Annotated in this window: 7 protein-coding genes; all 7 read right to left on the minus strand. The window is 37.0% G+C overall.

Going from position 1 to position 13,533, the window contains the following annotated elements; all coding sequences use genetic code 11:
- Window positions 1–31: 31 nt before the first annotated feature.
- The 7 genes from BO18_RS15785 to BO18_RS15815 all read right to left on the minus strand — a co-directional run bounded on the left by BO18_RS15785 (window position 32) and on the right by BO18_RS15815 (window position 13,520).
- On the minus strand, window positions 32–424 hold the full coding sequence (locus BO18_RS15785) for an SMI1/KNR4 family protein (RefSeq protein ID WP_051688824.1): 393 nt from the start codon (window positions 422–424) through the stop codon (window positions 32–34).
- On the minus strand, window positions 417–1,097 hold the full coding sequence (locus BO18_RS15790; RefSeq protein ID WP_051688825.1) for an HNH/ENDO VII family nuclease: 681 nt from the start codon (window positions 1,095–1,097) through the stop codon (window positions 417–419). The genes BO18_RS15785 and BO18_RS15790 overlap by 8 nt, the downstream gene beginning before the upstream one ends.
- Entirely contained in the window at window positions 1,087–3,765 is a 2,679-nt protein-coding gene (locus BO18_RS15795; RefSeq protein WP_034447865.1) for an ATP-binding protein, read from the minus strand. Before BO18_RS15795 ends, BO18_RS15790 begins: the two co-directional genes overlap by 11 nt.
- An 18-nt stretch (window positions 3,766–3,783) precedes the next feature.
- A complete protein-coding gene (locus tag BO18_RS15800; protein ID WP_034447869.1) occupies window positions 3,784–4,791 on the minus strand; it encodes a TFIIB-type zinc ribbon-containing protein in 1,008 nt (335 codons plus the stop codon).
- Window positions 4,792–4,882: 91 nt separating this feature from the next.
- Window positions 4,883–7,873: a tubulin-like doman-containing protein gene (locus BO18_RS15805; protein ID WP_034447871.1), complete on the minus strand. Its 2,991-nt coding sequence runs from the start codon at window positions 7,871–7,873 to the stop codon at window positions 4,883–4,885.
- Between the two features lie 124 nt (window positions 7,874–7,997).
- On the minus strand, window positions 7,998–10,946 hold the full coding sequence (locus BO18_RS15810) for a tubulin-like doman-containing protein (protein WP_034447874.1): 2,949 nt from the start codon (window positions 10,944–10,946) through the stop codon (window positions 7,998–8,000).
- Window positions 10,947–10,985: 39 nt separating this feature from the next.
- Window positions 10,986–13,520 carry a hypothetical protein gene (locus tag BO18_RS15815; RefSeq protein ID WP_034447876.1) on the minus strand — a complete coding sequence of 845 codons (2,535 nt, stop codon included), beginning with the start codon at window positions 13,518–13,520 and terminating at the stop codon, window positions 10,986–10,988.
- Window positions 13,521–13,533 lie beyond the last annotated feature (13 nt).

Raw genomic sequence — 13,533 nt, forward strand, 5'->3', positions numbered from 1 at the left:
CATATCTGGCGCGCATTCCGTAAAACAATCATTAAGAAATTGAACTGATATAATCAAAGATACTATCACTTATCTTTTCTATATTTTCGTATTGAATCCTAAATACTTCGCCTGATTCATTAACGATTATTAAAACAGCCTCTATCCCAAGGTCTTCAAATACAAAACAGTCTTTTGGAAAAGAAGGATTAACACTGATCTCCTTTTTCGTTGCAGTTACAGTATTTAATCTTCCTTCTATATTCAATCCGGTAAATTCATGCGCAGAAAAATCCACACACCCGAATTCCTTAACATAGTCAATGAATTCTTGCGGAAACTTCAATCCCAACTCTTTTTCAGCTTCACTTATTTGCTCTTCCGAACACCCTTCAATAGTATAAGCATTCGGAATAGAATTGATCAGATCAACTATTTTACTCATTCTCTTTTACCTCCTTAAAACCAGCGGCTCGGCTTTTCCAATAGTTTTGTCTTTCTGTGTCCCAATTTGTTCCTTCTGCATGAGTTTCCGACTCAATTGTCTTGTCATGCAATATAGAATCATTTCCTTTTCCACGATGCTGATCAAAAGTAAGTTCGGCAATGGGAGAATCCAATTTCTGACCAACGTGATGAAGTTCTAAAGACTCGCCGTTCGAATCCAACGGCGCCAACCCCAACTCCATTCTTTCCAAATTTGTTCGTCCTTTTTCATCCTTTTGCTCCAGATTAATATCTGTTCGGGTTAATGCGGTTTTATCACCGACTTCGCCTTCTTTCAAGCCGACATCTTGATATATATCCAATTCGTCTTTTGATCTTATATATGAATTAACTTCATCTGAATACTCAGAATTCTCCTTTATTAATTCAGCTTCAGTTTTATTGCCCGCTTCCGCTTTTTCAGCAAGATCGTTATCCGGATTAACAATGTTACTATCTGTCTCGATCTTATCAGTTTCAATCTTCATCTCATTGACAGAGAGACTGTTTTCGGTTTCAATTGGCTCCGATTTACTGATTTCAACCTTTTCGGTTTCTATCGCTCCTTCTCCGGTACCAATCTCGGGGACACTTGAAATACCAGCATCCAAGGAATCATTTTCACCTTTCACCGCCTGATACCTCCTTCAGATTATTATAATACCTTATCAGTTCTTTTGAATACTCGTCTTCCAAATTCCAAGTTACTATTAAATTATTAACGACGCATATTCTATTCTGTAAATCTTTCGCAAAAGATGGATTAACCTCATTTGAAAGGAACTCTCTAACGCTATAGTCAATCTCACTTCCCTTGCATTTTTTCGTTTTATAAGGATTGATGGACTCTGCAAATGCAGCATAATTCTCCGGATTCAGCGCATTGAGAATATCTGCAAAATGTTTCTGACAGTTTCTGTTACACATTCTGCACATTTTATTCTGCCTGTCTGTAAGAATGCGATATTCCGATTTATCTACATATCCTGTAATATTTTTACTTGTATTGGTCAAAACCCCTTCTCTATCTAACTCTTTCAGTTCAGCAATCTCATTTGCACCCGCATATTTAGATTTGACCAGGATAGGCCTGTTGTCACCCTCTGAATATACAGCAGCTACACCCTGCTTTAATGAAGCAAGATAATCGATCTGTTCATCCGTCATATGCATAGATCCGCCCAGAAGAACACGTTCTTCCTCTGCAACAGTTCTGTGAACGATCTTAAGATTCGTATTCTTGATCAGATCAGGGGCAAGTTTAGACGGAATCTGATCAGCAACAATAAAGCCTTGCCCCTTGCTTCTGAGTTCTGCAAGAAGATTGCAGAAAAACTCAACCGCCGCACCTCTCGGGTCAGCATTCTCACCTGTCCCTGATTGAACATTTTTAAGTAGACGGTGCGCTTCTTCGATAACCATCAAGTGCCGTAGTTCCAACTGAGAGTCTTTTTGCTGACGTCTGTATTCAAGCAAAAGTATGAGGATCATGCTGATGATAAAGGCTTTTACATCATCATCACCAATATCCTCTAATTCAATAATGACATTACCATTAAATATGTTCTTAAGCGGAAATGTTTTTGCTACATTAAGAGTTTCGCCTTTCGTTCCAAGACGCATGGAGTTGATACGCGCCTGAAGAGAACCGATGAGATCGTGCTTCATTCTATCATCATAACCGTTACTGTTAACAACATCCTCGATCTTGAAAAACAGATCTTCCATCGTTGGATATATCTCACCATTGTCATTGGTATTATCCTGTATATTCCAACCAACATCTTCGTAGATGCCATAGATTGCTCTTTCCAAAACATATGGCATAGGAGTATACATAATAAAACTGGCCTTGAAAGCTGCATAAACAAAGTCTATATGTGTTTGAATCGGAACTCTGTATTCCCTGCCGTTCTCATCAATATAACATGCTCTTTCAAACGGATTGATACACAATTTATGGCTGTTCTTTTCATTTGAACCTACACTAAAGATCTGCAGTTCTGTAAATCCGAGTTTATACAGCTCCCAGTATTCCTTTTTTGCCGGCTCTACGATCAAGAACGGAAGACCAAGATCATGCGAAGCAGAATAGATCAAACTCTTTAAAGTATTCGTTTTGCCGGAACCGGTCAATCCAGCAACAAGACAGTGCCGGTTAAGTTCGTTTACATCAAACTTATATATGTTACCAGTCACACATCCCGAATCTATGATATTACCTAATTCAAGATTACCCTCATCTAATCTGTCAACATCAAACTCAGCATAATCATCTATCGATAATCCATACAACTCCTTAGTCGGAAACGCTGCAAACGAAGCTAATTCGGAGCTGCTGACAAAATTCGAATACCTGGGATAATTCAAATTGCAAATATAATTATTGTGATACACCTGATTCTCGATCAGCCCGACATTAGCGCCTTTATTCACGATCTTATGAACAGGCTCAGGCCCGGATTCACGACCATAATATGAAGAAACAAGCAACGAGCCAAGCAATTCCGCATTAGAAATACTGTCAGAACTATAATTCACAGTTACATTCCATTCGCCGTTCACAAGTGCTTCATCCAGATTCTTAATGAACTGCTCAACTAAACCACAATACTTTCTGCTTTGCTGATATGATTTCTGATATGTAAGAGATTCTTCTGCATAGGATTCGGAAAAAGAAACACTCGATAAAACACTGCATTCAGAAGACTTTGTCATCCAAACCTCATGACGGATAACCGTATTAACTTTACGCTCCGGGAATGCGTATATTGATATGCACCAATCTCTATTTCCCATTCCGCTGATAACAACCGACAAAGGTTTATCATCAGCCTCATGTACAACAGCCGGGTTCCCCTTTATATATCCTCCAAAGGAATACTTTGCAGGATCACGCAATTGATTCAAAACCAATATCTTATAGTTTTCTTCATTACTCCCTTTTCCGAATTCTATCATCGGGAAGACACCGCAAAGCATGCTTTTAACATTCTCTATATGCCGACTGTCTGAACCGATATACACCCGGAAACAATCATCCTTATTAACAAAAACAATAGAAAACGGGCACTCCAAAGAATGCAGTCCCACAATCAGCGTAGTCATATAATCATAGATACTCTTGTCTTCTTTGTTCCACTTCTCCGCCAATCCAATAATATTGATATAAAAGAAATGATTAGCTGTTTGAGATAAACTAACATCCTCAACTACATGATCCAAGTACATTTCCTGAATCATTCTGCTGTATTCTTCGGTTAATCTCTGACTTAAATCTTCAATTCCCTGTCTATTCATAACTCAGAACCCTGATCATCACATTATTATCCTTAGTGCGATAGCAATAACAGCAAATATAGCGGCAGCAACTAGAACCGCCCAGAAAAACTGGGAAACAATATTTCCCGTCGAAGCCCAGATTAGCTCTCTGTTCATAAACACAAGTGAAGCTATAAACGATGACGCAAATAATCCGCCTATCGTTTTGCTGCCCTTCTTAATTAGCAGAATTAATGCTATCCATTTCAATAATGCAAAATAAAGCACCAGGAATATCAACGTCATCAGGATCCATGTAATTGCAAGCGAGCTTATTCCTTCAACGAAAGTGCCATCATATGTAATAGCAGTAAATATGCTCAGTATTATGATTATCGAAGCCCATATTAGATCCGCAATAAATTTGGGAGAATGACGAAAACGTATCTTGACCGGATTCCCGTTATTAACTATATACGCTTCTCTTGCCATAAAAATCTTATCACGTCTGAACTTACCCCTGATCTCAAGCATTTCATTGTTATCAATGATCATTCCGTCAGAAATACTGCCATAAACATTTACAGGTATATTGCTTGAATCAGAATAACCTATATTATTTGACTGACCTGTATACAGAAAGAACCTGTGTAATACATCATCAGATTTTTGCCCGTAAACGATAAATTGATATAGTTTCTTAAGAAATGGTCTTCTGATGGCTCGGTCCTTTTCTCCTTGTGCACATGTATAATTGACAACCTTCCCGGTAAAACTGTTTGCTCCCGACGGGGTAACATTAAATCCCCCGTCACCGCCAAACGCGGACACATTGCCAGAAACAGAAGAACTAACACTCGAATTATCTGTCAGCGAAGAAACCGTGCTGTTCGAATTGCCGGCACTTGCATTATCCGAAAATGACAAACGATATCTGCCCTCAGGACCATTTGATCCCGATACCATCTCAGTTAAAAGCTCAGTCCCGCAATTCGGACATATACCCCTGGACAGATCATCTGTATATGGTTTTCCCACACAGAAAGGACAGTATTTAATAACCATTTATTCACTCCATATATTAAGAGTCACACATATAATTATAACTTTTTCTTAACACAAGTTCCAAAACCGCACACTGACCGCATAATCTCTTCTAATCAAAATAGTGAATTGTATCATTAATCTCTTTGAGTTTATCAAGCTCAGCTCTTACGATCTTCTGCAGGCACGGAGACTTAACAAAATGCTCGATACGAACCTCTCGCTTCCTTTCAACATCAGACAAAGTACAATCATTAGGAATAGGAATTGGAGAATTGTATTCTATGTTCTTCGAAAGATGTTCCAATTGATCCTGCGTCTGAAGTCTATCATCTTTATACTCGTTCTTCTTTCCATCTTCAAAAGCATTTCTAAAAGAACACATAAATGCGTCTGAAATGGTGAAAATTCCAAAATCAGAGTAATCATAATCGTGAATTACACCTTTGGCTTCAGCTTCTAAATACAAATCCTTGGCTTCTTCTGCAAGGCGCATTAGCTCAGAATTTGAATATTTATTTTGCATTAAGCGAAATGGAATTGGCGAAGGTAAGAGTCTCCAATCACGGCCAATTATCTCCTTACCATCGTCTTTATAACTCTTTCCCTCATAAATGTGCTGCCCGGAAATTTTGCTGTTAACAGAGTCGTTTTCGTACCAATATACGCCATTATACCCATAAAGCGGAATACCGTAGCAATAGTTCAATATTGATATTCTATCAGAGAAAGCTCCATCAACAACCGCAAATGCTTGTCTGTTTGCAACTGCCAGATTCATAGCAGCTTCCCTTGCTTCTACACAAAAGTCGGGGACTGTTATGTATCCTTTCATACATGAACAACGAATATCATAAGTATTGGAAGTCCAAAACATTGGATCAGCTCTCATACGCAGGTTATTCAAGAAGTCAGTTTCAATATAATGCACAAGTTGCTCTGGAGTCGTAGTTTTATATTTCGTTTGAAAATATTCCGTCATCGTCTTTTGAGAATATTCAAAGAACACATCCGTAAAGTAATGATTTATAAACATTGAAATCTTATCCTCATTACTGTTTATCCAAGCGTCTACGCCTTCTTTTGATGTCATCTTCAACATGAAATGATGAATATTCTGATCCATATTCATTGCTGCCACCGTGCTTAACAGTTCAGGCATAACATCATTTATCGTAGCAATCGGTATCTCATAACTTGGATGAATAGCAAATCCATCCTCAGCAAGATATCTTTTATTCTCATCAAATGTATCCTTTAATCGCTTTATAGTATTTAAAAGTTTATCCATGTATTCTGAGGAAAGGCTCATCAACTGTATATGTAAAGCATTCAACAAATGAAGCATATGCGCATATGTTTCAGCTCGAGCACGATGAATAATTAAATTGCGTGTTGCATTAGCATATATCTTATATCTGCGATTACCATTTATAACATTGGTATTACCAGAAAAAAACTCATCCTGAGCATTCTTCCATTCAGAATACAATTTATCTTCCTGTGCGTTTTCCTGTTCACGTTGTTCATTTGCAGTCTTTATGTAACCGTCTATTACAGCTACCAAGTCCTTTCTGATTGTAGATCTAAGCAATTTAGCAGCATAAAAAGGGCCACAAGCAGGATCTGTAGCCAAATATTTCAACGATTCGAAGATTCGTGAAATTAATGATCTTGTATTTGCTGTTCGACAATCAGAAATGGTTGAATAATCGTCAATCTTCCTTGAAAGGGTAGAATAATTCTCTTGTATTTTTCCGAGAACCCTGCACTTCATGTCTTCAAAATAAGTTACTGTCAGATTATCATTAGCTTGTGCATCTCTCCAATTAACATCTGGCATTGGGGAAAAATTTAAATCAGCACCCTGAGTTAACATATCAAAAATCCGATTATAAGATAAAGAATTCCTATTCATAAAATCGGTTAAGTCATTCTCATTGGGTATCTTATCAATTACAGCAATATACATATTCTCAAAAAGCTCTGACGCAAGATATGTCATCATTTCCTTATGTGGTACTGTTGCTGTTGCCGCACCTAAAGTGCAGTACTTATATGCTGCACCAAATTCTTTATTAATCATTCTCGATCTAGGATAAAGCTCCGAAAAATATCCCAGCCATGAAAACGAAGAATGATTATCCGGTTTCACCAATAGTCCTAAAATAAAGTCAGTAACCACATTCAAAGCATAATCATATCCATCAGCCAACATGTCGCCATTCGATGTCGTAGCAGAAATCAGATGGCAAAAATCGACAGGCTGTCGTATGCTTTCGACAAGGCCGATGCCTTTATAATACTGAGACCATTTATCTCCATTTTTTTCATAATTCATGCAATAATCTAATTCTTGAAGTGCAGCATAACCATTATTCTTAATATATTGATAGCTATAATCATCTATCCCCTTGGCACCATATACATCCGGGAGGAAAAAATAGCCACACAAAATACAATTATTTGCTACAGCATTTTTAATCGCCTCTCTAACAAGATAGCAGACATCTAAGAAAGCACCTGCGCCTGTTCCACCACTTACTCCACTAAAAATGTGGATATACACATAGGGATTAGATAAACCGATACTAGCTTGATTGATCATATTTGTTATTACATCAAAAAAAGCATTTGCTTGGCAAGCAAACAGGTATCTACCAATCTGAGGAACTCCACCTGCTCCAGCATCAGCACTAAAAGATCTAATATTCGTGTGTTCTAACCATTCCCGAAAAGCAGGATTAGAATCAAAAACTCTTTTGTCCTGGAATAAATCTGAGTTTCTAACACCTTGTCCAATTGGGAAATATTCATTATAGGGATCTAACTTACAGAAATCTCCAAATCCGCTTTTCTCACCATACTCAAAAGCCCTTCTATCTGAATCAACAGCTAAAAACTTAATATGACTATATTGAGGAACAGGTGAATCAATGTCATCCGGACAGATTCGGTCATACACCTTCGCTTTTAGATTCTTAAGACAATCAACACCTGTTCCGCCCAGTCCGATACAGATATGCACAGAATTATCCTGTTCTGCCATTTGAGAAACATCGATGATCCCGCCTTGTTTGCAGAGTAACAACCTATCAATCATATAACTTTCCTCACTAAATTGTATTTATTTACCATTTATTCACTTCATATTCTTTTACGCACGCATGCAGTTAACTTTTGCTCAACACGAGTTCCAAAACCGTACACTGACCGCATAATCTCTTCTAATCTAAATAGTGAATTGCTTCATTAATCTCTTTGAGTTTTTCAAGTTCCGCTCTTACAATCTTCTGCAAACAAGGAGACTTAACAAAGTGCTCGATACGAACCTCTCGCTTCCTTTCAACTTCAGATAAACTACAATCGTTAGGAATCGGAATTGGAGAATTGTATTCTATATTCTTAGATAGTTGTTCCAATTGTTCCTTCGCCTGTAGCTTATCATCTTTATTCTCTTTCTTTTTTCCATCTTCAAAAGCGTTTCTAAAAGAACACATAAATGCGTCTGAAATAGTAAAGATTCCAAAATCATAGGAATCATACTCGTGAATTACACCGTTGGCTTCAGCTTCTGAATACAAATCCTTGGCTTCTTCTGCAAGATGCATTAGTTCAGGACTGGAAAAATCTTCACACATTAAACGAAATGGAATTGGCGAAGGTAAATGTTTCCAATTACGTCCTTGTATTAACTTGCTACCATCAAAGTATTGCTTCCCCTCATAGATATGCTGACCAACAATATTACCGTTCAAAGAATCCCTTTCATAGCGGTAAATACCTTCGTATGCAAATAACGGAATGCAGTATTTATGCCTAATAAAAACAACTCTTTCGTCATAGCCACATCGAAAAACAAAGCAACTCATCATATTTCTAGTTGCGTGTTCGACTTCATAAGCATTATAAGGCATAAAAAATAAATCTCTCCCCCAAGCATCAAAAACATAGTATTGATGAGCACTCCATAATGCTGGGTTAGAAGAATGAATCATATTGTATAGATAATCATGTTCAATCACATTAGATAACGCTTCTGGTTCGTTAATTCTATATTTCATTCTAAAGTAATCAGCCAAAGTTTTTTGAGAATAATCTGGAAACAAATCGGTAAAATAGCGAATAATAAATACAGATATATCATTCTCATTATTATCTATCCAAGCATCAACACCTTCTTTTGAAGTTAATGATCTCATTACTCGTGTGATATTCTGTCCGACATCCATTTCAGCAATGGTACTCTTTAAATCCGGCATAACATCGTTCAGAGTAGCAATCGGCATTTCGTAACTAACATGCTTAATTACACCACTATCAAGGTATCTCTTATTCTCATCAAAAGTGTCAATAAGGTGATTAACAGTATTCACAAGAACATCCATATATCCTGTTGAAAGTTTGATGAGTTGGTCATGAAGCAGTCTCATAAGGTCAACCATTCTGCTTATTGCAGCTGCTTTTGCACGATGCATATTTAATTGCCTTGTTGCATTAGCATATTTCTTGAATCTTCTTTCACCATTAAAAGAACCCGTATTACTGGCAAAAAACTCATCCTGAGCTTTCTTCCATTCAGGATACAGTTTATCTTCCTGGGCATTTTCCTGAACAAGCTTGCCTTGTGCTTCCTTTAGATATCCATCTACAATCGCAAGAAGATCAACACCCGTATTAGAGCGCAGGAGTCTTGCAGCATAAAAAGGACCATATTTGTTATCACAAGCAATATCTTTCAAAGCAACAAAGATCTTGGTTATCAAAGATCTGGCAACATCCTGCAACGCTTCCGTATCATCATAATATTTTTTTATTTCTCTTGATAATGCTGTATAATTCTCATCAATCTTTCCGTAAGATCTATTAGCCATATTCGTAAAATACGTAACCGTAAGATCATCATTTGCAAGAGCGTCTCTCCATCTGACATCATTCAAAGGGAAGGCTGTAAGGTCAGCACCATATGTCAATTGAGCAAAAATCCTGTCATATGAAAGAGCGTTTTTATTGATAAACTCATCACAATCATTTTTAGTAGGAACAATATCTTTAACAGCAACTGCCATTTTTTCAAAGATGGCTGATGCTAAATATGTTAGACATTCATTAGTGGGAATTCCGCTTGTTGATACCCCTAAAGAACAATAATCATAATTCGCTCCATACTCTTTTTCGCAACATCCATTAAAAGCAAAATGTTTACCAATATCTCCTTCAAAGCAATGTGTTGTATTGTTAACTATAAGAGAAATTATATGTTCTGCAACAGTATTCATCACAAAGTAATAACCATCATTGTAAATATTTCCATTTGTATTTGAAGCAGACAATAAATAACCTATATCCACCGGCATTCTCTTACTCTCAACTAAACCGACTCCATTGTAATACTGAGACCACTTGTCTCCATTACGCTCAAAATTCATGCAATAATCGAGTTCCTGCAAAGAAGCATAACCATTAGCACGAACAACTCGTTCTATTTCAACATGTAAACCATTAACGATATTTACATCTGGAAGAAAAAAATAACCGCACAAGTAGCATCGCGAAAATTCATTTCGTTTTATAACCTCGCGGATCAGATAACACACGTCAAGAAATGAACCAGAACCAGTGCCTCCACCCAAACCAGTAAAAACATGAATGAAGATTGCTGGCTTTGATAAACCTTGAATAGATTCAAATATCATGTTACGAACTAAATCACAAAAAGCACCAGCTTGACTTATTAGAAAAAAGCGACCAACCTGACGAATTGCATTTGCGCCAGGACCGACCATACACGCTTTAATCTTCCTATACTCAAACCACTCTCGATATGTTGGATCAGAATCAAAATCCACTTTTAAAAATTTAACACCCTGACCTAAATGGAAGACTTCTTTTTCAAAATCCAACTTACAAAAATCAGCATATCGGCTTTTTTCATCATACTTAATAGAATCCATATCTGAATCTACAGCTAAAAACTTAATATGACTATATCGAGGAACAGATGAATTCGGATTATCAGGACGTATGCGGTTATACACCTTTGCTTTTAGATTCTTCAGACAATCAACACCTGTTCCGCCCAGTCCGATACAGATATGCACAGAATTATCCTGTTCTGCCATATGAGAAATATCGATGATCCCGCCTTGTTTGCAGAGTAACAACCTATCATACATATAACTGTCCTCACTTAATTAGGATGTTATTGTTAAGTATTAATTCTCAATAACACTAGCCGTTGCTTCATATTCTACGAAGCAGCAATTGTTTCCTTTCTCCCAGCAGATATGGACATTCACATCAGTACCATACCACACGCAATTATGAAGATCTCCAGTATCCTGATCATATGTAACCGAGTCACTTTCACCCAAGTGTTTCGAATAAACATTACTCAGACTATCAGGATAAAATGAATCAGAAGAATAATGATAAATCATACTCACACATACTTCATCGCTATTAAATTTCAAGGAAATTGGACCGTAATATGCCTTATAAACTGCGTCCAGATCACCTTCATTCCAATCTTGCAGCTCAGACAAATTTCCATTGAATAGATCATCTATCTCAGAATAAGTCATTCCAAACAGCGAATTGTCAACACCAACATATCCGTCTTCATATGTAAATATATTTCCTGGGAGGTTCTGAATATATAGACGGTTCTGGTCATTGGATGCGGGCGAGACCGGTTCAGTCCTTTCTCTAACTTCAGCATAAGCTAAAACATAAGGAACATTAAGGCTTTCATCTGAAGCAACTACAACAACATAAAAACCTTGCTTAATATTCCCAGAAAACTCAATATCATAGTATGTACCGCTGTCATATTTCTTAGGAACAACAGTATTAGAAAAAATGGGATTCAGAAGATCATTTCTGTCAAAGTAAGCGTCGTCACTATAATAGAACTCATAATAAACTGGATCTTTTACAGTATCCTCGACTTCGATAGAAAAAGGGAGAATGGTTATTCGACCATCGTACACTCCTGACTTAAGCATAGCGTCTTCATAATCCCACCATCTCGCCTCAATAACTCCAGAATAGAATTCTTCATTATAGATAGTGTAATTGCATCCTAACTCAACCTTATCTTTCTTTTCGAGACGTGATATTAATGTATTTCCACCAAATACAGAGTCTGAATCACTATATGGTTCAAACCAGAAGTCTTTGCGGGTTTCCATACCATTTGTATCCAAGGCCCAAACAATCAAATGAGAATCATTTAATTCAACAGTAACCGTATCACCATCGACATTAACAACGTCTGCCGTGTCATAGATAAGATTCTTACAAAAAACATATCTCATGGATACTACTTCATTTGCTTTGCCGTCAGCAGTTGAACTAATTGATATGGTGGTAGGATTGATCACATAATTGCTTACAATATCCCCTTCTTTCTCTGCTTCGATCTTCACATGAGAACCACCCTTGTATATAGGGATAATCAAAAGCAAAGCATAAAAGAATATCATTATAGCCTTCATTTCTTTGAAGTCATTGTGTCCAACCTCATTATTGTGGTCAACAAAGAACAAAGAAAATGTTGCAAACAGAAAAATAGCAGCAATCAGTAATATCTTATTAAGAGAATAGCCTACGGTAATAACACGGGAGCATGCGAGCAATGCAAAAGAAAACGTATAGGCAAAACTTTTAGCAAAATCTTCATGCCAACCTGTAAACAAGCCAGGGAAAAAAGCGATAATGAAAAATACAAGTCCCAAAACAACCACAAAGTAAAAGTGTCCATAACAGATCTGTGAAGCTACAAAAGAAAGCATTCCCTCAACAAGCAACATATAGAACAAAGGATTGTCGAAGTCATCAAAATCAAGATTTTGAACAATTTTCTTTTTGCAATTAGAAGCATGTTTTATAGCCGCACCTATTAAAACAATAACTCCAATAATAATGAGCAACCAACTTGCGGCGAAATGAAAATACACACAACACTTAGCAACAACTGCTAAAGAAGCAATTCCGCAAAACAGGATCATATCATTTGTGATATGGCGATTAATACTGAAAAAGAGATCAATCGCGGTCAATACAACGGCAATAATAATGACAACTATTAATACATAAAAAGGAAGGATCTTAAAATTAAGAGTAGCCATCAGCGAATTTTCCGAGTATTCAAATGACGGGAATAATAACCTTCTGGCAAGAAATACGGCTATCGTAATCAAAGTAATCCAATAGTTTCTTCCAAATGCTTTGCTGTTTGAATCTATATCGTTTAAAGTTGCTGTGAACAGGTAATAACTTATAATAGCGCCAAGAATAAAATAATCATAAACATTAAGATTGCCGCCAAGAGTAAAAGCCAAAGATAGCGTTATCGATACTACACCGATCAAACGCTTAATAAGAACAACTTTTTTCAAGGGTCTGCTTAATATGAGTGTTACAAAAACAGATCCTCCTATAAACAACAGGCCCCACCAATTCATATTATTTGCCAGATATGAAATGGCTATCTCATTGTAATGTCCGATCAGATCCCCGAACTGAGCACCTGTGATACCCAATACAAGAAACAGTAGATAAATATCGCTCTTAGCACTAAACTCAACTTCCGGCTGCCATACAAATAAAACCAAAGCAATTACTATGACACTTACGACCGAAATAATAGTACCGATCACATTAAACGGATGTGTAAACAATTCTCTGGCAATAATCGCTACTGTAGCAATACTGATTAATATATTTTTAATGGAACTCTGTGTCATCTTTAATCCTCCG

Source organism: Butyrivibrio sp. AE2032 (assembly GCF_000702965.1).

Bases quoted from the DNA above. Each gene is read 5' to 3' on its own strand.
- BO18_RS15785 (WP_051688824.1), bottom strand. From the start codon at position 424: ATGAGTAAAATAGTTGATCTGATCAATTCTATTCCGAATGCTTATACT.
- BO18_RS15795 (WP_034447865.1), bottom strand. From the start codon at position 3,765: ATGAATAGACAGGGAATTGAAGATTTAAGTCAGAGATTAACCGAAGAA.
- BO18_RS15800 (WP_034447869.1), bottom strand. From the start codon at position 4,791: ATGGTTATTAAATACTGTCCTTTCTGTGTGGGAAAACCATATACAGAT.
- BO18_RS15805 (WP_034447871.1), bottom strand. From the start codon at position 7,873: ATGATTGATAGGTTGTTACTCTGCAAACAAGGCGGGATCATCGATGTT.
- BO18_RS15810 (WP_034447874.1), bottom strand. From the start codon at position 10,946: ATGTATGATAGGTTGTTACTCTGCAAACAAGGCGGGATCATCGATATT.
- BO18_RS15815 (WP_034447876.1), bottom strand. From the start codon at position 13,520: ATGACACAGAGTTCCATTAAAAATATATTAATCAGTATTGCTACAGTA.